Origin of the sequence: Burkholderia sp. HI2714, from assembly GCF_002223085.1 — a bacterium.
GTDB lineage: Bacteria > Pseudomonadota > Gammaproteobacteria > Burkholderiales > Burkholderiaceae > Burkholderia > Burkholderia lata_D.
The window spans coordinates 14485-37909 of the sequence record NZ_NKFM01000061.1; the positions used below are offsets into that span (position 1 = coordinate 14485).

Sequence of the window (23425 nt, forward strand, 5' to 3'; positions counted from 1 at the left end):
TGTGTTTACATCTTTTGTAAACCACGTTTACTTCTTTAACTACCTTTAGACGGCTCACAGCCTTATCTGACAAGGGTTTGATGGGGGTTCGGTACCCATTTATGGGAGCACAGGTGTAAGGGCTTGGGAGTTAAGGTCTGTGGATTTGGGGATTGGGGTACCCCGTTGTGGGGAATCGGGGTTGTGGATATGGGGCAAGCGTACCCGGTTATGGGAAATCGGCCCGGAAACGCGTTGGGTAGTCGTCTATGGGAATGCCCGTGGGTAGCCTTTTATGGGGCGCTTTTGGGGATCCGTGAACGCCGGGCCGCACAGTGATTTTTCTCGGGTAGCCGGTTATGGGGCCCCTCAAAGGTAGCCGGTTATGGGTCACATCTGGGGTGGCTCGATTGCTTCTCTCCCGGATTTCCTGTGGCTGGCTCCCATGGACAGGGTCGATGGGACCGACAGGTAACCTTTTATGGGGAAAACAATGGGTTGCCGTTTATGGGAGCGATGTTTGCCTTCAGGGCTGGAATCAGCGCAGCCAACGCAGCCCGTGCCGGTCGAAAGGTACCCTCCTGTGGGAATCGGTGAAGGTAGCAAGTTATGGGAAGAAAGCAGGTCCGTGCTGCAGAGCACCACGAATTCGCCGAACGATCTCGATTCTCCGCATTTGCTTCCCATGGATGGTTACCTTGCCAGGGGCAAATCTCATGCCGGGTTTCCGCGTCCGGGCAGGAAAGGTAGCGGCTTGTGGGAGGCATTTTTGTCGAAAGGTAGCTGGATATGGGGTTCCGCACAGATCGTCTGATTGTGAATTTTCCTTTTATATCTGTAGGTTAGCGGAGAGAGTGCAAGTAAATCCGGAACAAGGACGTTGCTCGTTGGCGCGAAAAGGTATAAAGTCCGCTCTCAACAAGGTGACCTTATCCGGACATTACGATGCCGCGCAAGCCCGCAAGCAAAGGCTCAGACAAACAGGTTTCGCTGTTTCAGACCCCAGAGCCTCCCGACTTGCTGCGCAAGGCGGTCCAGGCGATTCATATCGCGCCCAAGTCCGGAAAGATCGGCCTGCAGCAGCGCAAGATGTTCAGTTCGCTGATCAAGAACGCGCTTCGCCAGGAGGCGTTCGAGCCGGGCCGGACGAGCTTCTCGATTTCGCTTGCGTCGCTTTCGCACGAGAGCGGGTTGAACAGCAACAATACGAAGTACGTGAAGGACACGGTCAACTCGCTGATCAGTACCGTCGTCAACTGGGACTATCTGGCCGCGGATCGATCGACAGTCTGGAAAGCGTCGGGCCTGCTCGCCGGCGCGGAGCTCGAGCAATCGGTGCTGAAGTACAGCTTCTCCGACCAGATTCGCAGCGAGTTGCTCAACCCCGAGATCTACGCACTGATCGATATGCGGATCGCCCGCGAGTTCCGGCGGTCGCACTCGCTCGCGTTGTGGGAAAACACGGTGCGCTACGAGGGGATCGGCATCACCGCGAAGATTCCGCTGCCGAAATTTCGTGACCTCATTCTCGGCCAGGACAAGGCGTCGCAGTCATACAAGGAATACAAGCTGTTCAAGAGCAAGGTCCTGGTGCCGTGCATTCAGGAGGTGAACGAAGTTTCGGATCACACGCTCGAGCTGATCGAACACAAGTCCGGCCGGAGCGTGGAGGCGGTTCAGTTCAAGGTGACGCGCAAGCAGAGCACCGATACGGTGGAGGACGGCGACGTCAAGAACGAAGCGCTGGTCGAGGAGGTCGCCAAGTTCGGCATCCCGCGCTCGGAAGCGCGCCGGCTGATCACGCAATACGGCGTGCAGCGCATCAAGGCGGCGATTGCCTATACGCTCAATCGGACTACGAAGAAGAATGCGGCCCCGGTCGACAACGTGGCCGCGTATTTCCGCAAGGCGCTGACGCACGGCTACACGCTGTCCGACGGGCAGGGAACGGAAGCGGCGGCCCCGGCGAAGGAATCCGCGCAGAGCAAGCAGGAGCAGATTCGCGATAAATATCTGGCGGCGAAGGTCGAGGAAGCCGGCGCGTATTTCCGCGAACTGGAGATCGACGATCAGACCAAGCTGATCGAGCGTTACAACGAGACGGTGGCAGGCTCGAAGGACCTGACGCTGTCGCCGAAGAAGAAGGCGAGCAAGCTCGCGCAGACCAGTTTCTTCCGATGGCTCGCGCTGGATACGTGGGGCGAACCGACCTCGGACGACTTGCTGGAATTCCTGCTGAAAAGCAGTCTCGCCGGCAACTGAACAAGGCCTCGCAGCCGGATGTGTGTCGCGCGCCGGACGTCATCGTCCGGCTTCGCGGTGCAACGCGGATGCGAGGCTTTCTGCTTTTCGCGCGTTACTGCTGCGTGGCCGTTGCCAGTTCGGCAACGTACGCGTCGATGACGGTCTTGAGCTTGTCGGCGAGCGCTTCCTGGTGCGATGCGTCGACGCCCTTGAGCTGCAGATCCAGACGTCCGTCCGGATAGGTTTTCAACTGGCCGATCGCTCGCGATTCGAGCTCGAAGTCATGGCGAACGCTGTAACGCGTACGCCCCGCTTTCTTGCTGCCGTCGCTTTGTGCACGCAGGAAATTTTCCAGATCACGAACCGACTTTTTCCGGTCGATCACGGCCGTCAACAACCGGTCGGCAGTCGGCTCGCCCAAGCGTTCGAAGATCAGCTTCAAGAAGTATGCCGCCTGCAGGCCGACCACGTCGTTCGCGCTCGCCATCCGTTCCAGGAGTGTGTTCGGCAGCGCGTTGAGCGACAGCGTCTTGCTGATCGATGCCTTGTCCTTGCCGATCTTTTCCGCCAGCGTGTTCTGGTCGGCAAAGACTTTCTCGTCGAGGAGACGCTTCCACGCGACCGCATCATCGAAGATCGTCTGGCGTTCGTGGTCGTGGTTCGCGCGATATGCGATCGTGTAGAGCTGCTCAGGCGTGTGATCCGTGCGGAACGTGGCGTTGATGGTTTCATCGCCGTTGATGCTCGTCGCGCGGAGCCGGCGTTGCCCATCGATCACCACGAGCTTGCCGGGAAACTCCGGGAGGCGCGTAACCTTGATCGGCTCGATCTGCCCTTCCCGTTTCAGTGTCAGCGCGAGCTCGTGCAGACTCGACTCCGAGTAGAACACGCGCGGGTTGAACGGGTTCGGAATGCAATCCTTGACCAATACCTTCTGAGGCGCGCCAAGATCCGGTGTGCTGGCCGGCGTGGCCGAGGCCGGAGCGCTGGCGGGTGCCGTTTCGCCGACGACATTCGGTGCAGCCGCCGGTTCGGGCAGCCGCGTTTCGAGTGCCGCATTCTCCTGCGCGAGTCCGCGCAGCAGGCCGGCTGCGAGATGCAGGTTGCCGGTCGGCTTCTTGTCCTTCGAGGTGTCCTTAGCCATGGGCGGCTCCGGTAGCGCGCGTCGACGCGATGTATTGGGCCATTTCCGTGACCAGCTTTTCGATTTCCGCACGGGCTTCTTTCAGGCCCTTCAGATATCGATTGTGGTGATGGATCGTGGTGCCGAGCGCAAACGTCTGACGGTAGACCTCGCGCTGCGCGATCTGGCTGTCGAGCAGATGCTCCCCTATTTCCTCAGCCCTTAGAATTTTTAAAATTTCTTCACGCATTTTAGTTTTTCCATTAACGCTATTCAGCATTAATGCGGAAGAAAGATTCGGGTTACGGACGGATCGCATCGACTCGATCATGCGGATCATCGCGACCGTGCTGTAGAGATCGGCTGGCGATGGTGATAGCGGCACGAGGCAGAAGTCGGCGACCTCGAGTACGGAGGCGATTCGCGGGTCTTCGAGGTTGCCAGGACAGTCGACAACGATCACGTCGAAGTTCGCGTCCTGTTTCTTGATCTCGCCGCCGATGCCGCGACCGGCAGGGGCCAGAGAGAGAACCGTCATCGGCAGCGTGTTCTCGCCGCTCGTCACCCACCGGACGGACGTGCCTTGAGGGTCGGCATCGATCAGGGCGACCTTGTTGCCGCCGGCTTCGAATGCAGCGGCGATATTGACGGAGATGGTTGTCTTTCCAGTCCCACCTTTTTGATTACTGACGGCGATCTTGAAAGCCATTAAATTTCTCCACGGAGTTTTGCGTAATATATTCAATTGTTATCGAAATGTCCAGAAAAGCCTTCGACGTGATGTATGTCTTGAGGATCGATGCGGTTGTCACGTGACAAGTGGGCCGAATGGCTAACGAGTCAGTCGTAATTCGCGGTCGAGTAAAAATAAAAATGACGATCGCGGTTGGAAATTACGTACGAAGATCGGGAGGAAGTTCGACAAATTGCCGATGGCTGCGTTTTGCGAATGGAGACAGGCCACTTGAGGTCGCAGTGTCCTCGGCAGGACTCGCCACAATTTCCATTAGCCAATTTATGGGCGTCGCCAGGAAACCTGGTTGTCACGTGACAAGCAGCCGGGATTTGCTCTTTCTCGACGTAATACGGCGCCAGAAATCCCTCCTTTGATTGCAATCAAGACTACGTGAGGTCATTCGACGCCCGAAATATGGTTTTGGATTTGACATGACTGCCTCTCATGCGATGAGTTGTCACGTGACAATCGATTTGGAGCGGGAGATAACGTAAGTACTGAATCGTTCATCAGGAGGGGTTGTGATCGGACTCGATAGAGCATGAGCACGTGGATCACTAAAGAAGAGATTTGCATCGCCGGTTTGTCGCGACATGCAGCTTCCTAGATGGATTGGCTGCGGCGTTGTCACGTGACAACTGGAGTGTTGTATCGGGGGACTTGCGTGTCGAAGTAGCGGTTTGTGTCGCACTTCGGACGAAGGGCGTCTATGTCGGAGAGTATGGGCCGTCAATTGCTTCGCAGACCCGGGAGCTTCATCGTTGTTTACCTGCAGTCATGTGCCAGAAGAAAGGCGCCGGTTAGTTTGCCGGGCTGCATCCATAAATGCGTATCACGGGCGCATTTGATGTGTCCCCATTTATGCGAGGTGTTTTGTTCGGACCACCTTTGCCAGTGTGTGGGTCGGAAGGGGAGGGCATGGCCTTGGTCGCGCGTAGCCTTGAGTTAAGCCAGGAGCTTCTGCGCGATAACTCTGCATGCGAGGCTCTGATTTGCGACGAACTGCAGTGTTGAAGGCCGCTGACAACTCAAACGGGCCGGATCGTGAAACATTTCCAAGAAATTCGACGTTCGTGGAAATCCTTATCTGGCAATGGGTTGCGCTCTATTCTTCATGTTGTTTCACGCACAATTGCCAAGATCACCCTTGTAAATAGGGGGCGTATGGTCATTTCGCATTCTTCGTGCCAAAGACGGTGCGTACGCGCTGCAAATTGTCTCGTTTGATACGTAATGTGTGGTATTTGAGACGTATCGGTCGGTCTGGCATCGAGCTGAATCGAATTGAGGCGAACCTGATACCTCACGACACGATGCAGAACACTCATATTAGGTGCCTGCGCTGATCTCTCAGCGAGAGTTGTCACGTGACAACGCACACTCTCACCGGGCGAATCGTTGGGCCGCAACGTTATGCGAGACTTCCGGCACTGGAGAGTATGTGGCCGAGCGACAGGAGGGCACTAAGACGACTTGGTTGCGGAGACGGCAAAGTCCCCATCAGTTCATGAGGTCGGTATGAGACGACTCGTCTCCCACCGATGGAACACTTGCGAGTTCGGGTGCTGGTCGGACCGTTCGATACTCAAATCGAAATTCGCGGCCGGCTGCCGGGCAATCAATCCAGGATCAGCAACAAGCGTGTATCCCGCTGCGCTCGTCTGGCTCAACCGGATCGACCTTTCACGTGGAGAGTCGATGCAACCCTTCTACGGATACCACCAAACGTGGATCCTGCATCTCAAGTACCGTCCCCGCGATCAATACGTTGTGGCCACAGACAGGACGACATCGGCTCCGCTTCGCAGGCTATCGATATCTCTCCGCGGAGAATTACCGAACAACCGGCTGTATTCGCGATTGAACTGAGTCGGGCTCGCATATCCGACCCTGAACGATGCCGACGCGGCATCGAGCCGCTCGGACAGCATCAGTCGACGCGCCTCATTGAGCTGAATCCATTTCTGGTACTGCAGCGGACTCATGCCGGTGAGCTGGCGGAAGTGGTGGTGAAAGGTCGAACTGCTCATTTGTACCTGCGCCGCCAGATCGTCGACCCGAAGCGACTCGTCGTAATGGGTCCGCAACCACTGGATCGCCCGCGACACGCGGTTGCCCTGACTGCCGGCGGACGCAATCTGGCGCAGACGCGCGCCCTGGTCGCTCGTCAGCAGCCGGTAATAGATTTCCCGCTCGACGTACGGTGCAAGAACTGCAATGGCATTCGGATCATCCAGCAACGCCAGCAAGCGATTCACTGCGTCGTAGAGCGGTTCGTTCATATTCCCGACGACGAGGCCGCGGCCTGCAGGGGCTTCCTCGTGATCCGCTGCGACCTGCGCCATCAGTTCAGCCATGACCCGAAAATCAAGCTTGAGCCCGATTCCGAGAAACGGCCTTTCGCGGCTGGCCTCGATGACCTGCGTCGAACCGGGCAAGTCGAGCGACGTGATCAGAAAGCGGTTGGCGTCGCAGAGATACACATCGCCGCTCTGAATGAGCCGCTTCGTGCCTTGGACGACGAGACCGAAGCTCGGCTCGACCATGCAGTCCATCGGCTGCGTTGTCGCCTCCCTTCGATGGAGGCTCAGGTTCGGAATGGCCGTGGTGAGGTGATCGACGTCATCCGTCCATCTCGCGACGCGCTCTGCGAGCGTCTGCCGCAGGTCATTCTCCCGGCTATGGCTCGTCGATCGGGGGACTGCCGGGTTGAATGCGGCGATGGTGGCGTCGTCGACGGGTTGGCCTGGTGCGTATCGGACGGGTGCCGGAGGCATGACTTTTCTACTCAGGTAATCGGGTCTACAGACAGCACGTCGACGTGCGGCTACGCCGGCAACGCGCCTGCCGGAGTCGCGGCATTGCCGCGCTCCGGGGAAAAAATGTACAACGATCGGTGGGTTTTACTTCGTGGCCTGCGACGCGCAAAGCGTCCAGCGGCGCGATTTCGTGGCAACGGACGTCACGCGATCGTCGACCGTGCGCCACCACCGCTCGCCGCGATGCGGTTCGTCGAGTGCGAGGCGTTCGCCCATCCTGGGCGTCGACAAATCGACGCCTCGCACGATCGCCAGTGCCGTGACGCGCTCGAATGGTTCCTGCCAGCGATGCATCGCGAGATCGAACGTGCCGTTGTGAATCGGGACCAGCCAGCGTCCGCGCAAATCGATGTGCGCCTGCACGGTCTCTTCCGGCTGCATGTGCACGTACGGCCATTGCGCGTCGTAGGCGCCTGTTTCGATCAGCGTGACATCGAACGGCCCGAGGCGCTCGCCGATCGTCCGGAAACCGTCGAAGTAGCCGGTGTCGCCGCTGAAGAACACGCGCAGGTCGTCGTCGACGATGACCCAGGACGCCCACAGCGTGCTGTTGCCGTCGAACAGACTGCGCCCGGAAAAGTGCTGGGCAGGTGTCGCGGTCAGTGTCAGGCCGGCCACGTCGACGCTCTGCCACCAGTCGAGCTGACGGACTTTCTTCGCGTCGATGCCCCATTCGATCAGGCGGTCGCCGACACCCAGCGTTGTCACGAACACGCCGGTGGTTGCCGCGAGCGCGAGCACCGTGTCTCGGTCGAGATGATCGTAGTGATCGTGCGACAGGATCACACCGCGCAGCGGCGGAAGATCTTCAAGCGCGATCGGCGGCGCATGGAAGCGCTTCGGCCCGACGCGCCGAAACGGCGACGCGCGCTCGGCGAACACGGGATCGGTCAGCCAGAATTCGCCGCGCAGCTTGAGCAGCAGCGTCGAATGGCCAAGCCGGTACAGGCTGCGATCGGGGGCAGCATCGAGTTCCGCGCGCGTCAGCGAATCGACGGGCAGCCGCCCTGCGGGCACGGTATTGCGCGGCTTGTTGAACAGCACGTTCCAGGCGATCCCGAGCGTCTTGCCGAAACCCTCGACCGGACGGGGCGCGACATTGCTGAAGCGCTCGCCATTGTGCTGCGGCGAGCCGCCTGACAGTGCGCGGCCGCGCCGGGAGGCCGCCAAACCCAGAATGCGATGAATCAAAACGAGAGGCGATGCCATGTCGGTTCGTCCGGAAGATAAAGTACACTAAACAGTGTAGTTTATTTTTGGGATAAGTAAACTACCCGGTGTAAAATTTCTGAATGGATACCAGTACTCCCCCTCAGCGCCTGACCGATCGAAAGCGCGCGGCCATCGTCGACGCGGCCATCGAGGAATTTCTCGCGTCGGGTTACGACGCGACCAGCATGGACCGCATCGCTGCGCGTGCCGACGTGTCGAAGCGCACGGTCTATAACCACTTCCCGGGCAAGGAAACGTTGTTCGCCGCCATCCTGCAAAAAATGTGGGATGCGACCCGGACAGGCAGTTCGCCAACCTACCGTGCCGATGTGCCCCTGCGCGAACAATTGCTTGCGTTGCTGGATCGCAAAATGCGCCTGCTCAGCGACGAGGCATTTCTGTCGCTCGCGCGCGTCGCGATCGGTGCGGCCATCCATTCGCCGGAACGTGCGCGTGACATGGTCGAGCGCCTCGGCGAACGCGAGGAAGACATGACGGTCTGGGTGCGGACGGCCGCGGCCGCCGGACGCCTGTCGGTCACCGACCCGGTGTTTGCCGCGCACCAGTTGCACGGTGTCGTGAAGGTATTCGCGTTTTGGCCGCAGGTAACGATGGGCCAGCCGCCGCTCGCGGCGCAGGAGCAACAAAAAGTCGCTGAATCCGCTGCCGACATGTTTCTCGCGTACTACGCGCAACCGGAACGCACCGACGCATCGCGCGACGTAACGGACTGATCGTGTATCCGGTCGAACTTGCGCGAATCGAGCCTGGCGCGACGTGCACGGATCGATACGTGCGTCGCAACGACGAGCCGGCAAACCGGCAGATCCGCGCAAGCGCATGCGGGATTGCCTCATCGAATCTCCGGCCATTCAGCGGAAATCGGCGATGCCGTCAGCGCACCTGAAACCGAACGTGAGTAACGACGAATGAAGACGTTGTTGATCGTCTATCACACGATGACCGGAGGCACGCAACAGATGGCCGAAGCGGCCGCCGGCGCTGCGCGCGAGCAAACCGGCGTCGACGTGAGGCTGCAGCGCGCCGATGCAACGAGCGCGGCCGACGTGCTGGCCGCCGACGCCTATCTGTTCGCCACGCCGGAGAATCTCGCGGCAATGTCCGGGCTGATGAAGGATTTCTTCGACCGCTGCTACTACGCGGCGCTCGATCGCGTGAACGGCCGCCCGTATGCGGTGATGATCTGCGCGGGAAGCGACGGGCAGAACGCGCTGCGCCAGATCGACCGGATCGCGACCGGATGGCGGTTGAAGAATGTGGCGCCGGGCCTGATCGTCTGCACGCACGCGCAGACGCCGGAACGCATCCTCGCGGCGAAGACGATTGACGCCGGCGATCTCGCGCGCTGTGCCGAATTGGGCGCCGGTCTTGCAGCGGGGCTTGCACTGGGCGTTTTTTGATCGCAGGCGCTGCAACTGCGACGACTGTTCGACGCACGTTGGTGCACGCGACGCACGCATTCTGCCGGTACGGCACTAGCCGAATGCCGGGCCTTTAGCTGTCCTTTGCCGTCTCGGAAGGCCGGTGATATTCGGGCCAAAGACGTTTCACGAGATCGCGCGATGCGCCATAGGCATGGCAGCTGTCGATCTTGAGCGGCTTTCCGTCGCTGTCGCGCGCCTCGAGCGACGACTTCCGCATGCCGACCATCGTCTGATAGGCCGTGGTGGCGATCGGGCCGAGCAACTCCTTCAGGTGCGTGCACGTATCGCAGGATGGCAAGCGCTTGCGAATCTCGCTGTTCCACCCCGCGCCGATGCTCAGTCCGACGAGCGCCTGCAGCGAGTCGCCGCCGCCCGGGCACTGCGCATACGGATGCGACCGGAGGAACGTGGATACGGCGCGAACGACCATGTCGGCGTCGAAGACCAGTGTCACGCCGAGGTCGTGGATCGGCGACAGCGCGGCGACTGTCCGCGTGCCGCCCGGCGGCGTGAAATCAAAGGTTTTGCGGTCCGAGAGGCAGGCCGTTACTTCGAACCGGCCGTCGCTGCGCCGATAGCCGCGCATGTCGATCTGCCGATGGTGAATTTCCTCGCGCATGATGCCGTCGTGCGGGATGTCGTGTGGGGGAACCATGTATCTGCTCCGTTTCGTACAACCGGTTCGTTCTTTCGGCAGGCAAGCGTGATGTCGGCGGCTCGCCCGTGGGGCCGGGCGAAACGGGCCGAGGTGCGCTGCCGACGACATCGATCCGGCCATACTACGCACTTTTCGGCCTCTTCGTGCGCCACGGGATGGATGCGGACGCAACGAGTCGCGTGTGGGCACCGATGCTTTCGAATGGGCACGGCACTTGCGCCGATCCATCGCCGTGATCTTTGATTCGCACGCGGCCGACGCTGCCAACCGGATGCAGATTCGCAGCCGGGGGCGGCGACGCACCGATGCGGCGGGATCGCGCTCGACGTCCCGAGGCGGAACACCACGTGCCGGACGTCGATCAGTACCGCCGGGGCAATCGCAGTACGGAAAATGGCCCCGATTTCCGCCAACGAGCGTGAACGGCGTGACTTCCGGAAACGTATCCATATAATGCGCAACACGACCGCATGGACGCATTTCCGGTACCCCGAATCGGGCCAATGCAGACCGGTGAGTCAACCGGCCGCCGCGCGTACCGGTATACTTCCACTCCTGCCTTGTCCGGCATCGTGGCCGGGTGCCTGAAAACAGAGTGGCGTGCGCGATGCGGCCCCGTCGTATTCCGCATCGGCGGCAGACGGGTCGCACGCATGGCGGCGAAGCTTGTGCGCCGCGCGGCATGGCCGCACGAACCACACCTTATATTCCTGGTGGATTGAATTTATGGGTTTTGAACAACTTGCCGAATTGCGGGCGCAGCTCGCAGCGAAGGCCAAGCAGGAGCGCAACGCGAAGCGGCCGGCAGCGCCGGCGGACACCGGCGCGAAGCCGAAGTCCGGCGACCAGCCGCAGCGTGGCGCCAAGCCGGCTGCGGCCGGCGGCAAAGCAGCGCACCGCGCGAAGCCGGCTTCGGCGAAGCCGGCGGCGCCGGTCGATCCGGTCATCGTTGCGATCGGCAAACTGCAGCGCAAGTTTCCGCGTGCGTTCCCGAAGAATCCGGCCCCCAAAGTGCCGCTCAAGGTCGGTATCTGGGACGACCTCGCACGTGAAGCACAGGCCGTCGGGCTCAACGAAGCCGAACTGCGTGAAGCGATGTCGACGTGGTGCCGTGGCAACCGTTACTGGTCGTGCCTCGTCGAAGACGCCGTGCGGGTCGATCTGCAGGGTAACGAAGCAGGGCGTGTCACGCACGACGACGCAGCGCGGGCGCGCCGGCTGAAGGCACGCCGCCCCGGCAAGGGCGCGGCACAGGCGGCCAAAGGCGCGCAGCAGCAGCCGAAGGCCGAACAGCCGGCCGAGGCCGCCGCCGAGCCGCAACCGGCCAACGTGGAAGCGCAAGCCGACGCAGCGCCGCGGGTCGAGCAGCAAACGGCTGGAAACGCGTAATCCGCACCGCGCCGCTGCATATCGCACGGCGCAGTCCCGCAGGCACATCGCCCGCGGTGAATGACACGACGGGCTGACCTGCCTCGACCGAGGCAGGTCAGGACTGCTCCCACCGGTGCTCGACGTGCCGGGCTCTTACCTGTCCCACCTCGAACAGACCACGCGACCGGACGAAGAAAGTTCGCCGATCGACGCTGCACGCGCGTTGTTTCGATTGTGTCGTTTGCGCATGGACGGTACGCATGCCCCGAATACGGCAACGCGTCGTTCAATTAATTCGTTTTCCTAACATAGAGGCATGCTGAAACCACCGAAGGGCGCGTGGACGTTCGCGTCCGGTCATCGTGACATGATGACGCGCGATAATCTCGCCGAGGCCGTCAGGTCGCGCGCAAGCTGGCCGCCTGCGATGCAGCTTGCATTGCGAAAGGTACGACAAGCCCACCGCGACGCGACCCGCTGCGACAGCCGGCGTCCTTCAACGTCAATTCAAACCGGATCATGCACTCGAGACATTCCGCGATTCTCGTCGCGCTCACCGCTGCCGCGCTGTTCGGCGCCGCGACACCGCTCGCCAAGGCGCTGATCGGCGCGATGTCGCCGTTCATGGTCGCCGGCCTGTTCTATCTCGGCAGCGGCATCGGGCTCGGTATGGGTATCCTGCTTCGCCGCCTGCACAACCGGCATGCGCCGACCGCAGGCGCCGCGCCGCTGCAGCGTGCAGACCTGCCTTGGCTGGCCGGCGCGATTGCGGCGGGCGGGGTGGCCGGCCCGGCTTTGCTGATGCTCGGGCTGTCGAGCACGCCAGCAGCGACGAGCGCGTTGCTGCTCAATCTCGAGGGCGTGCTGACGGCTGTCATCGCGTGGGTCGTGTTTCGCGAGAACGTGGATTCGCAGGTGTTCCTCGGGATGGTCGCGATCGTCGCCGGCGGCACGCTGCTGTCGTGGACGCCGGGCCAGGCCGGCGTGCCGGTCGGCGCGTTGCTGATCGTCGGCGCATGCCTGTGCTGGGCGGTCGACAACAACCTGACCCGCAAGGTGGCCGCGAACGACGCGATGGTCATCGCGTGCGCGAAGGGGCTGATCGCCGGACCCGTGAACATCGGCATCGCGCTGGCGACCGGCGCGACGCTGCCGGCTGTCCCGGTCACGGCTGCCGCGATGCTGACGGGGCTCGGCGGCTTCGGGATCAGCCTCGTGCTGTTCGTCGTCGCACTGCGTCATCTCGGCAGCGCGCGCACGGGCGCCTATTTCTCGATCGCGCCGCTGTTCGGCGTCGTGCTGTCGCTGCTGATCTGGCCCGCGCTGCCGCCCGCGACGTTCTGGATCGCGGCCGTGCTGATGGCGCTCGGCATCTGGCTGCACGTTCGCGAACGACATGAACACACGCACACGCACGAGCAGCTCGAGCACACGCATCGGCATCGGCACGACGAACACCACCAGCATGCACACGATTTTGCGTACGACGGCAACGAACCGCACACGCATCCGCACGTGCATCTGCCGATCACGCACAGCCATGCGCATTTTCCGGACATTCATCACCGGCACCGGCATTGACCGCGTCATGAACAGCAGGCGATACGGTTTGCAAGGTAACCGTTTATGGGGCGTGCGTTGCATCGCGCGCGCATCGGTTTGCAGCACCGCCCGAGCGCGACCGCAACAGCGGGTGCGAGCCTAGTCTTCAGTCTGGATCAACCGGATCAGCGAACCGTCCGGATCGATCAGTGCGCCGACCGTGCCGCCCCAGGCTTCGCGAGTCGGCCGGTGCGCGCGTGGCCAGCCGGTCGCCTGCTCCGGAATGCCGGCTGCGAGCACGTCGTCGAAGAACCTGCCGACGTCCGCGAGCCGGAAGCAGCAACTGAACCAGCTCGTCGCCGGATCGAGTTCGGGGTGCGGAAAGAATTCCAGCAACAGGTCTCCGCGCTTGAGGATCATCCAGCCGTCATCGAGCCAGGTCTCGGCGAACCCCAGTTTTTCGTAGAACCGGGACGTGATTTCGAAATCGCGCGACGGCAGGTTGGGGCTTGCAATGTCGGTCATGGCGGGTTCTCCGGATGGCGACGCGGCGACTCGAATGAGCAGCCCGCCCGCCGCGGTGGTTATCGCGCGTGAGGAAAGCAAAAGCCGAAATCCTCGCAGCCCGGGCACCCGGGGGCAGGGCCCGGCGGCACATCGAGCGAGGCGGCCACTTCCTGTGCGAGGAATTTCTTCCAGCGCAGGTGAGCGATGTTGCGCGCGGCAAGCGCGGGGAAATAGCGATCGAGCATCGCGGATACCGCGTCGCGCCCGTCGAGCCCGAGATCGCGCCACAGATGATCGGGGCGCAGGCAGGCGTGCGCGATGATCGACGCGAGACAGCCGGCGTCGTCGCGGTCGGCGGCGGGATTCGCGTTGTTCATCAGCCGCGTGTGCAGCGTTGCGACGAACGCCGCGTGAGTGGATGGCAGCACTGCCATCGCGGCCGTTGGCGCGAGCGCCGCGACATCGGCCGCAGGCAGGTGCGGAAACTGCCGCGTCAGCAGGCCGGCCAATTGACGACGAGACAGGCCGAGCAGCCCGAGTTCATCACGGCGCGCGCATGCCGCAACGAGTGCGCCGAACAGGCGTGCATCGGGTGTGTCGGCACTGGCCGTCGCGGACAGCAACGACTGCAGCGCTCGTTGCCGAGCGTGATCGAACGCGGTTGTCATCGCACGCATCCCACCGGCAGCCGCACGGCGCGATTCGCGTGAATGCGCCGTGCGAAACGGATCGCCATCGCGATCGTCATCCGTTCACTCGACGCCGACGATCACGCTCGATGCCTTGAAGATCGCGGACGCAGCCGTGCCGCTCGCGAGGCCGAGGCGATCGACGCTGTCGTTGGTGACGATCGCGACGATCTCGGCGCCGCCCGCGGCCTTGATCACGACTTCCGAATTGACCGCGCCGTTCGCGACCGACGATACGGTGCCCGCGACGCAGTTGCGGGCCGACACCTTGCTGCTGTCGACGTCGACCATCACGATCACCGACGACGCCTTCACGAGCGCGAATGCCTTCGAGCCGGCCGCGAGGCCCAGCGAAGCCGCGCTGCCGTGGGTGATCACGGCGACGATGTCGAGGCCGTCCTGCGTGCGGAGCGTGATTTCGTCGTTGACGGCACCGGTCTTGACGGTGCTGACCTGGCCGGCGAAATGGTTGCGGGCGCTGGTTCGCATGGTGGATCTCCGGAAAATGAGCCGCCCGGCGGGCGGTGGGTAAAGACGGGAAATTGCGGACGAGTTTACCTTCAATGCCGGCGAAATGCGGCTCGGGTTTCCGATGCCCGGCATTCCGGTTGCGAACGGTCGCTCGATTGCCCGGCGGGCATTCGCCGGAAGCTTCCGGCCAGCCCCCGGGCGGCCTCGCGCGCAGCGCCCGGCGAGTCGCGCGGCGGCGTCACGGTCGCCCCGCAATCCATGCTGCGCTGCGGCCCGCGCGCCTAGCTGCGCTTCGATGCGCTGCGCGGCGCCGCGGCCTGACGCGAAGCCGTCTTGCGGGCCGGGGTGGCTCGCGTCTCGCCCAGCGCGACGAGTGCATCGGTCAGTTGCGCCATGTGTTTCGTCATCGATCTCGGGTCGCCGGACTGCAACGAGACGAACGCGCCGTCGAAACCCATCATGCCGAAGTACGCGAGATCGTCCGCGGCGGCGGCGGTCATCCCCTTGCCATCCTGGCCGAACGCGTTGCGAATCATTTCGCGCATATAGTCGCGACCTTCATTCCGCACATCGACGACGGTCTGCATCGCTTCCGGCTCCGCCGCCTCGTTGCTCATGACCATCACGAACAGCAGGCGCAGGAAATTCTCGCGATGCAGGAAGACCTCGCCGGTCTTCTGCAGATACCAGCCCAGCCGCTCGCGCGGCGTGCCGTCGGGCGGGTTCGCGTGCGCATTGCGCATCGCATCGAAAAACCCCCGCGCGCCTTGCGCCATCACTTCCGCGAGCAATCCGGCCTTGGAGCCGAAGTGATGGTAGATCGCGCTCTTCGGGATGCCGGTCGCTTCGACCAGCGCAGACATCGATGTGCCGGCATAGCCATAGGCCGACATGACACGAGCCGCCGCGTCGAGGATTTCCTGGCGTGATTTCTGACCGCGCCGGTTACCGATTTGTTGTGGATTGTCCATGGCAAAAGTATACGCCTCCCAATTATTGTACCGATCGGTCCAATACGCGTTTTCCCTAGATTTTCAGTATTGGACCTATCGGTACAATTCTCCCATCGAAGGCGTGGACCGTCACACCACGTGACGAACGCACTACAGGAGAAGGAGACACCCCATGACTCACGAGTACGACGCCGACGTTGCGATCGTTGGCTATGGTCCGACCGGCGTCATCGCCGCGCTCACGCTGGCCCGGCACGGCATTTCCTGCGTGGCGTTCGAACGGCATCGCGAGATCTACCCACGGGCGCGGGCGGTGACGGTCAACGACTGGACGATGCGGATCTTCCAGAATCTCGGCGTCGACGAAGCGGTGCTGAAACACATCGATCCGCAACGTGCTCTGCGCTGGATGCGCTACGACGGTACCGAGATCATGCGCATCGAACACCCGCCGTCGACGCTCGGCATCAAGCCGCGCTTCTTCAACATTTATCAGCCGACGATGGAAGCGGCCTTGCGCGAGTGCGCGGCGAAGTACGAGCGCGAGATCGACGTGCGCTACGGCTTCGAGGTGATCTCGCTGACGCAGGACGACGCGGGCGTCACCGTGCGTACGAGAAATACGGCGACCGGCGAAACGAATGACACGCGTGTGCGCTACGTGATCGGATGCGACGGCGGGAGCAGCGCGACGCGCGGCATGCTGGGCATCAAGCTGCTCGGCGATACGCTGGACGTGCAGTGGATCGTGATCGATTGCCGCGTGAAGCGCTGGTGGCCGGATCGCAACCTGCTGACCTTCTGGTCCGACAAGGAGCGGCCCGTGGTCGATATCGCGCTGTCCGGCGGCAATCATCGCTGGGAGCTGCCGCTCAAGCCCGGCGAAAGCGAAGCCGATTTCGCGACCCACGAGCAGGTCTGGCCGCTGCTGAAGGCGCTTGGCGTAAGCGAGGACGACGTCGAGATCCATCAGTATGCGTTCTACCGGCATCACACGCGCATGGCCGATACGTGGCGTGCCGGCCGCGCGTTTCTCGCAGGCGACGCCGCGCACCTGATGCCGCCATGGGCCGGCGCGGGCATGCAGACCGGCATGCGCGATGCCTTCGACCTCGGCTGGAAACTTTCTGGTGTGCTGAACGGTACGTTGTCCGAAGATTTTCTCGATACCTACGAGACGGAACGCCGGCCGAACGCGACGTTCTACACGCAGCTTGCCGTTCAACTCGGCCGCATCATCAAGCAGGAACTGTCGGAGGACGAGCAGGCAGCCCTTGCCGCGCCGCCCTGCCCGGACGCGCCTGAACCACCGTTGATTGCGCCGCCCGTGCTCGCGGCCGGATGGCTGCGCGGCCCGCTCGGCGATGAGAGCGTCGTCGGCCGGATGGTGCCGCAGCCGGTGGTGGGTGACAACCGCGGCGCGATGGCGCGGCTGGACGACCTGCTGGGTGACGGCTTCGTACTCCTTGGCGACGACGTCGATCCGGCCAGCCTGCTCAGCGCCGACGAAAAGGCGGCGTGGGACCGGCTGGGCGCGCGCTACATCGCCGTGCGCCAGCAAGATGAACATACGCAGGGGCCCGACGAATTCGTCGATCTCGACGGCGTGCTGCAGCCGTGGATGCGCAAGTTCGGCGCGCGCGCGGTCGCGCTGCGCCCGGACCGGTTCGTCGCGGCCGCCGACGTGAGCGGTCTCGCCGTACCCGATCGCACCGTCAGCCGATGCGGGACGAATCAATGAAGGAGAGCAGGATGAGTACAGTGACGGAACTCGGATACGTCGGCATCGAGGCAAGCGATCTTGCCGCGTGGGAACGCTTCGCGACCGGCCTGCTCGGCATGCAGGTCGGCAGCCGCTCCGACGACATGCTGGGCTTGCGGATGGACGGCGCGGCGCATCGCTGGATCGTCGTTCGGGGCGGGGCCGACGATCTCGCATTCACCGGCTTCGGTTGCGAGACGGACGCGGATCTCGATGCGATCGTCGGCCGGCTGCGCGCGGCCGGCAACGAAGTCGTCGAGGGTGATGATCAGTTGTGCACGCAACGGTCGGTTCGCCGCCTCGCCGTGACGACCGATCCGCTGGGCAACCGCGTCGAACTATATGTCGGGCTGGCCGCCGCCGATACGCCATTCGAGTCCCCGCAACGCGTGTCGCGCTTCGTTACCGGCGGAATCGGCGCGGGCCACCAGGTGCTGATCGAGAACGGCGCGGACCGTCGTGTGCTCGTCGACTGGTACGGGCTGCTCGGCTTTCGCACGACGGACGTCATCGACGAGGAGGTGGCGCCCGGCATCGTGGCCAGCGTGGCGTTCCTGCGCTGCAACCCGCGTCACCACTCGGTCGCGTTCGCGAACATGCCGTTCGGCAAGCGCATGCATCACTTCATGATCGAGGCCGCCGAGCTCGGCGACGTCGGGCTCGCGCATGACCGCTGCCTCGAAGCGAAGCAGCCGCTCGAGATGAGCCTCGGCATGCACCCCAACGACCGGATGTTCAGTTTCTACGTGCGTACGCCGTCGGGCTTCAACGTCGAGTTCGGTTGGGGCGGGCTCGTCATCGACGAATCCAGCTGGGAAGTTCAGCACCTGGACCGGCTCAGTACCTGGGGGCACCGCCCTCCGCACGTCGTTGCGGACCTGCTGCGCGGCTGACGCCGCGCGCTCCGGCGCGACACACCTCAATCACTTTCGGGAAGGAAACCATCATGGCGCTTACCCAGGCTCAGACCAGCCGCACCGTCAAGACGCGGGACTGGCAACTTCATTACCACGAGGCCGGCAGCGGTCATCCGGTGATCCTGCTGCACGGCAGCGGCCCGGGCGCGACGGGATGGAGCAACTTCAGCGGCAATATCGACGCACTCGCGAAGCAGTTCCATGTGTACGCCGTCGACATGCCCGGCTGGGGGCAATCGGATCCGGCGACGGTCGAGCAGCTCGACCACGTCGACGCGGCGATCCAGTTCATGGATGCGCTGGGCATCGAGCGGGCCGCATTCGTCGGCAATTCGATGGGTGGCCAGACGTCGCTGCGGCTCGCGACCGAGCATCCGGAACGCATCACGCACCTCGTGACGATGGGGCCGCCGGTCGGGCGCATGCCGACGCTGTTCGGCGCGGGCGACGGCCCGTCCGAAGGGCTCAAGGTACTGATCCAGGCGTACCGCGATCCGTCGCCGGAGCACATGCGCCGGCTGGTGGAGATCATGGTGTACGACAAGGCGCGCTTCGCGACAGCGGAACTGTGCCAGGCCCGATCGGACGCCGCGCTGCTGCGCCCCGAGCACCTGAGCAACTACGTGGCGGGGCTGCCGGCCGGCGCGCCGCTGCCGAAGTGGGTGAAGCCCGAGCTGCTGCCCGCGATCAAGACGCCCACGCTGCTGATCCACGGCCGCGACGATCGCGTGGTGTCGTTCGAGACGTCGCTGTATCTGCTCGCGAACATTCCGGATTCGCGTCTCGTGCTCCTGAACCGCTGCGGGCACTGGGCAATGATCGAGCATCCGGACGAGTTCAACCGCCTGGTCGCCGATTTCATCGGGAACGCGTGATGGGTATGCGCGATTCCAGTCCACCACCGACCGAGTGCGGGAGAACCTTGAAGATACCGGATTCCGAAGTCATCGACACGCTGGCCGCGCGCCTTCGCCACGCGGAGGCGCAATGCAGGGCGACCGAACCGGTGCGCGCCGAGATCGCAGCGGACGACGGTGCGGTCGCATATGCGGTGCAGCAAGCCAACGTCGACCTGCGGGTCCGCAACGGCGAGCGCATCGTGGGGCGCAAGATCGGCCTGACGTCACTCGCGGTGCAGCGGCAGCTCGGCGTGGACCAGCCCGATTTCGGCACGCTGTTCGCGTCGATGGCGGCCGGCGATGCCGAACCGATGCGACTGTCGCAGCTGATCCAGCCGAAGGTCGAAGCGGAGATCGCACTCGTGCTCGAGCACGACCTCGTGCACGAGAAGCACACGTTCGCCGACCTGCAGCGTGCGTGCGCGTATGCGCTTGCGGCGATCGAGATCGTCGACAGCCGGATTGCCGACTGGGACATCCGCTTCGTCGACACCGTCGCGGACAACGCATCGAGCGCGCGCTTCGTGCTCGGCAGCCGGCCCGTGCCGCTGAAGGACGTCGATCTCGCGGGCTGCGAGATGACGCTGTCCTTGGACGGCAACGTGCTGTCCCGCGGCAACGGCGCCGCCTGCCTCGGCAATCCGCTGAACGCGGCCGCGTGGCTCGCCGACCGCATGGTGTGGCTCGGCACGCCGCTGCGTGCGGGCGACGTGATCTTGACCGGCGCGCTCGGGCCGATGGTCGCCGTCCGGGCGGCGGGCACGTTCGTCGCGGAGGTTGCCGGCCTCGGCAGCGTGCGCGCGACTTTCATCGATTGAGGACTTTCATGAGCCATCCGAAACTCAAGGCCGCGATCATCGGCTCGGGCAACATCGGCACCGACCTGATGATCAAGATCATGCGGCATGCGCGGCATCTCGACGTTGCCGCGATGATCGGCATCGACCCGGCGTCCGACGGCCTCGCGCGGGCGGCGCGCTTGGGCGTCGCGACGACGCACGAAGGCGTCGAGGGCCTGGCGCGATTGCCGGTGTTCGACGATATCGACTTCGTGTTCGATGCGACGTCGGCCGGCGCGCACGTGAAGAACGACGCATTCCTGCGCACGCTGAAGCCTGGCATTCGCTGCGTCGACCTGACACCCGCGGCGATCGGCCCGTACTGCGTGCCGGTCGTCAATCTCGATGCGCATCTCGACGCACCGAACGTGAACATGGTCACGTGCGGCGGCCAGGCGACGATTCCGATGGTCGCGGCCGTATCGCGCGTCGCGAAGGCGCACTACGCGGAGATCGTCGCGTCGATCAGCAGCAAGTCGGCCGGGCCCGGCACCCGCGCGAACATCGACGAATTCACCGAGACGACGTCGAAGGCGATCGAGGCGGTGGGCGGCGCGGCGCACGGCAAGGCCATCATCATCCTGAATCCGGCCGAGCCGCCGATGATGATGCGCGACACCGTCTATGTGCTGTCGGAGTTGGCCGACGAAGCGCGGATCGCCGCGTCGGTGGACGAGATGGCCCGCGCGGTACAGGCATACGTGCCGGGTTATCGACTGAAGCAGGCGGTGCAGTTCGACGTGATCCCGGCATCCGCACCGCTCAACATACCGGGCCTCGGCCGCATGAGCGGGCTGAAGACGTCGATCTTCATCGAGGTCGAGGGCGCGGCGCACTACCTGCCGGCGTATGCGGGCAATCTCGACATCATGACGTCCGCCGCGCTCGCGACCGCCGAGCGCATGGCGCAGTCGCTGCAGCGCGCGAGCGCGTAACAGGGCCTTCATCATGAGCAAGAAACTTTACATCTCCGACGTCACGTTGCGCGACGGCATGCATGCGATCCGGCATCGGTATTCGGTCGACGACGTGCAGGCGATCGCCCGCGCGCTCGATGCCGCGAAGGTCGACAGCATCGAGGTCGCACACGGCGACGGCCTGCAAGGATCGAGCTTCAACTACGGGTTCGGTGCGCATGGCGATCCTGAATGGATCGCGGCCGCGGCGGACGTCGTCATGCAGGCGAAGATCGCGACGCTGCTGATTCCTGGCATCGGTACGATCCACGACCTGCAAGCCGCATACGATGCGGGCGCACGCGTCGTGCGTGTCGCGACGCACTGCACCGAGGCCGATATCTCGAAGCAGCACATCGAGCATGCGCGCGCACTCGGCATGGACACGGTCGGCTTCCTGATGATGAGCCACATGACGGCGCCGGACCGGCTGGCCGTCGAGGCGAAGAAAATGGAAAGCTACGGCGCGACCTGCATCTATGTGGTCGATTCCGGCGGCGCGATGAACATGAACGACGTACGCGACCGCTTTCGCGCGATCAAGGCCGTGCTGAATCCCGACACGCAGACGGGCATGCATGCGCACCACAACCTGAGCCTCGGCGTCGCGAACTCGATCGTCGCCGTCGAGGAAGGCTGCGACCGGATCGATGCGAGTCTGGCCGGCATGGGGGCAGGTGCCGGCAATGCGCCGCTCGAAGTGTTCGTCGCGGCGGCCGAGCGACTGGGCTGGCATCACGGCACGGACCTGCACCTGTTGATGGATGCGGCCGACGATATCGTGCGCCCGTTGCAGGATCGGCCGGTTCGCGTGGATCGCGAGACGCTCGCGCTCGGCTATGCCGGCGTCTATTCGAGCTTCCTTCGCCACGCGGAAGCGGCGGCGCGGAAGTACGGGCTGAAGGCGGTCGATATTCTCGTCGAGCTCGGCAAGCGGCGGATGGTCGGCGGGCAGGAGGACATGATCGTCGACGTCGCGCTGGATCTACTCGATTCGCGTTCCACAGCGCAATAGCGGTTCGATCGGCAGGAGGCGTGCCTGTCCGGGCAGGACAGGCACCGCCGGCAAGGGCGGAATTCGTTTCACGCGAGCCGGCACGCATCGTTTCGATGCGGCAGCACGAAAACAATAATCAATATAACTAAATAAACCGGAAATCAGGTCAATGGAGACGAGCAATGAAAAAGGTGGTCTGGGTGGGAATCGCGCTGGGCGCTGCGGCATGCGCGCACGACGCGCAGGCGGGAACGGGTAGCAGCGTCACGCTGTATGGCTTTCTGGATGCGGGCATCACCTACGTCAGCAATTCGGGTGGGCACGGCAACCTGAAGTTCGACGACGGCATCATGGCGCCCAATCTGCTGGGTATCAGGGGAGACGAGGATCTCGGTGGCGGCACGCACGCGGTCTTCGATCTCGTCAGCCAGATCGCGGTCGGCACGGGGGCGATCCAGCCGCCCGGCAAAGGCCTGTTCGGGCGCAACGCATGGGTCGGGTTGACCGACAATCGGTTCGGGTCGATCAAGTTCGGCAACCAGTACGACTTCATGATCGACGCGCTGTTTTTCGGGCGTACCGATGCGGCGTTTGCGGTCGGCGGCCTGTACGGTTTTCGCGCGGGCCCGTTCCAGAAGATCGCGCTTCCGTACAACCCGCCTTACGCGGCGCAGTTCGACTGGGACCGGATGTCCGGCCAGACGGTGACGAACTCGGTCAAGTATCAGTCGCCGTCTATCGCCGGTTTCCGGATGGGCGCGATGGTTGGATTCGGTGGCGTGCCCGGATCGCTGGGTAGTGGAAACAGCGTCAGCGCCGGCCTGAATTACGATCATGGCGCATTCGGCGCCGCCGCCGCGTTCACCGAGGTCAAGTATCTGCAGCCGGGAGGGCCGCAAGTCGGCATCCGCAACTGGGGCGTCGGCGCGCGCTACGATTTCGGCCAGCTCGCGATGAACGCGCTCGTCACGACCGTGCGAAACGGCGCGAACGGCGGGGCGATTGCCCAGGGCCAACTGGGGGCGACGTTCCTCGTCACGCCCGCGCTGCAGCTCGGCGCGAGCTACCTGTACATGAAGGGCAACGCGTACCTCGAGAACCATCACGCGCATCAGCTGAGCGCGTCGGTGGACTACTTTCTGTCCAAGCGGACCACCGTGTACGCGGTCGCCGTGTACCAGCGCGCGAACGCCGACGCGCAGGCACTCGTCAGCGGCATCATCGACCCGAACGGCACCGCCAGCGGCCCGAATCAGCTGCTGGCGCGTGTCGGGGTGCAGACGCGCTTCTAGGTTTTCGTCGGCAG

21 protein-coding genes are annotated in these 23425 nt (G+C 63.4%); 12 read left to right on the top strand and 9 right to left on the bottom strand.

What is annotated here, in order from left to right; all coding sequences use genetic code 11:
- Positions 1 to 924: 924 nt before the first annotated feature.
- Positions 925 to 2241: a replication initiation protein gene (locus CFB82_RS33600; RefSeq protein WP_039369202.1), complete on the top strand. Its 1317-nt coding sequence runs from the start codon at positions 925 to 927 to the stop codon at positions 2239 to 2241.
- A 94-nt stretch (positions 2242 to 2335) separates the two neighbouring features.
- Here the strand turns inward: CFB82_RS33600 and CFB82_RS33605 are convergent, their stop codons facing one another.
- The 4 genes from CFB82_RS33605 to CFB82_RS33620 form a co-directional block, all read right to left on the bottom strand.
- Positions 2336 to 3367, bottom strand: a complete 1032-nt coding sequence (locus tag CFB82_RS33605) for a ParB/RepB/Spo0J family partition protein (RefSeq protein WP_089486762.1) — start codon at positions 3365 to 3367, stop codon at positions 2336 to 2338.
- Positions 3360 to 4055 carry a ParA family protein gene (locus tag CFB82_RS33610; protein WP_011350423.1) on the bottom strand — a complete coding sequence of 232 codons (696 nt, stop codon included), beginning with the start codon at positions 4053 to 4055 and terminating at the stop codon, positions 3360 to 3362. Before CFB82_RS33610 ends, CFB82_RS33605 begins: the two co-directional genes overlap by 8 nt.
- Before the next feature lie 1787 nt (positions 4056 to 5842).
- A complete protein-coding gene (locus CFB82_RS33615) occupies positions 5843 to 6859 on the bottom strand; it encodes an AraC family transcriptional regulator (RefSeq protein WP_089486763.1) in 1017 nt (338 codons plus the stop codon).
- 126 nt (positions 6860 to 6985) lie between these two features.
- Positions 6986 to 8110, bottom strand: a complete 1125-nt coding sequence (locus CFB82_RS33620) for an MBL fold metallo-hydrolase (RefSeq protein ID WP_089486764.1) — start codon at positions 8108 to 8110, stop codon at positions 6986 to 6988.
- 83 nt (positions 8111 to 8193) lie between these two features.
- Here CFB82_RS33620 and CFB82_RS33625 point away from each other — a divergent pair, with 83 nt between their 5' ends.
- Positions 8194 to 8847, top strand: coding sequence for a TetR/AcrR family transcriptional regulator (locus CFB82_RS33625; RefSeq protein WP_089486765.1), 654 nt, complete (start codon positions 8194 to 8196; stop codon positions 8845 to 8847).
- A 195-nt stretch (positions 8848 to 9042) separates the two neighbouring features.
- The gene (locus tag CFB82_RS33630) at positions 9043 to 9534 is read left to right on the top strand and encodes a flavodoxin family protein (RefSeq protein ID WP_089449010.1); all 492 of its coding nucleotides are present in this window, start codon (positions 9043 to 9045) and stop codon (positions 9532 to 9534) included.
- Between the two features lie 94 nt (positions 9535 to 9628).
- Here CFB82_RS33630 and CFB82_RS33635 read toward each other — a convergent pair whose 3' ends face one another.
- Positions 9629 to 10213, bottom strand: coding sequence for a DUF2889 domain-containing protein (locus CFB82_RS33635; RefSeq protein WP_089486766.1), 585 nt, complete (start codon positions 10211 to 10213; stop codon positions 9629 to 9631).
- 729 nt (positions 10214 to 10942) lie between these two features.
- On the opposite strand from CFB82_RS33635, the gene CFB82_RS33640 reads away from it, so the two are divergent.
- Positions 10943 to 11605, top strand: a complete 663-nt coding sequence (locus CFB82_RS33640; RefSeq protein ID WP_089486767.1) for a ProQ/FinO family protein — start codon at positions 10943 to 10945, stop codon at positions 11603 to 11605.
- Positions 11606 to 12106: 501 nt separating this feature from the next.
- Complete coding sequence (locus CFB82_RS33645) at positions 12107 to 13168, top strand: DMT family transporter (RefSeq protein ID WP_089486768.1); 1062 nt, start codon at positions 12107 to 12109, stop codon at positions 13166 to 13168.
- Between the two features lie 120 nt (positions 13169 to 13288).
- On the opposite strand, the gene CFB82_RS33650 is transcribed toward CFB82_RS33645, so the two are convergent.
- From CFB82_RS33650 to CFB82_RS33665, 4 genes are all read right to left on the bottom strand, one after another.
- Positions 13289 to 13654: a bleomycin resistance protein gene (locus tag CFB82_RS33650; protein ID WP_089486769.1), complete on the bottom strand. Its 366-nt coding sequence runs from the start codon at positions 13652 to 13654 to the stop codon at positions 13289 to 13291.
- A gap of 59 nt (positions 13655 to 13713) precedes the next feature.
- Complete coding sequence (locus CFB82_RS33655; protein ID WP_089486785.1) at positions 13714 to 14304, bottom strand: nitrogen fixation protein NifQ; 591 nt, start codon at positions 14302 to 14304, stop codon at positions 13714 to 13716.
- Between the two features lie 84 nt (positions 14305 to 14388).
- Entirely contained in the window at positions 14389 to 14814 is a 426-nt protein-coding gene (locus CFB82_RS33660) for a TOBE domain-containing protein (RefSeq protein ID WP_089486770.1), read from the bottom strand.
- Positions 14815 to 15077: 263 nt separating this feature from the next.
- Entirely contained in the window at positions 15078 to 15767 is a 690-nt protein-coding gene (locus CFB82_RS33665) for a TetR/AcrR family transcriptional regulator (RefSeq protein ID WP_089486771.1), read from the bottom strand.
- A 154-nt stretch (positions 15768 to 15921) separates the two neighbouring features.
- On the opposite strand from CFB82_RS33665, the gene CFB82_RS33670 reads away from it, so the two are divergent.
- The 7 genes from CFB82_RS33670 to CFB82_RS33700 all read left to right on the top strand — a co-directional run bounded on the left by CFB82_RS33670 (position 15922) and on the right by CFB82_RS33700 (position 23411).
- Positions 15922 to 17490, top strand: a complete 1569-nt coding sequence (locus tag CFB82_RS33670) for a bifunctional 3-(3-hydroxy-phenyl)propionate/3-hydroxycinnamic acid hydroxylase (RefSeq protein WP_089486772.1) — start codon at positions 15922 to 15924, stop codon at positions 17488 to 17490.
- A gap of 11 nt (positions 17491 to 17501) precedes the next feature.
- Entirely contained in the window at positions 17502 to 18404 is a 903-nt protein-coding gene (locus CFB82_RS33675; protein WP_089449005.1) for a VOC family protein, read from the top strand.
- A 53-nt stretch (positions 18405 to 18457) separates the two neighbouring features.
- On the top strand, positions 18458 to 19303 hold the full coding sequence (locus CFB82_RS33680) for an alpha/beta fold hydrolase (RefSeq protein ID WP_089486773.1): 846 nt from the start codon (positions 18458 to 18460) through the stop codon (positions 19301 to 19303).
- Positions 19304 to 19356: 53 nt separating this feature from the next.
- Positions 19357 to 20145, top strand: coding sequence for a fumarylacetoacetate hydrolase family protein (locus CFB82_RS33685; RefSeq protein ID WP_256990578.1), 789 nt, complete (start codon positions 19357 to 19359; stop codon positions 20143 to 20145).
- 8 nt (positions 20146 to 20153) lie between these two features.
- Complete coding sequence (locus CFB82_RS33690; protein WP_089486774.1) at positions 20154 to 21101, top strand: acetaldehyde dehydrogenase (acetylating); 948 nt, start codon at positions 20154 to 20156, stop codon at positions 21099 to 21101.
- A 13-nt stretch (positions 21102 to 21114) separates the two neighbouring features.
- Complete coding sequence (gene dmpG / locus CFB82_RS33695) at positions 21115 to 22137, top strand: 4-hydroxy-2-oxovalerate aldolase (RefSeq protein ID WP_089486775.1); 1023 nt, start codon at positions 21115 to 21117, stop codon at positions 22135 to 22137.
- A 182-nt stretch (positions 22138 to 22319) separates the two neighbouring features.
- The gene (locus tag CFB82_RS33700) at positions 22320 to 23411 is read left to right on the top strand and encodes a porin (RefSeq protein ID WP_166893426.1); all 1092 of its coding nucleotides are present in this window, start codon (positions 22320 to 22322) and stop codon (positions 23409 to 23411) included.
- Positions 23412 to 23425: the final 14 nt, after the last annotated feature.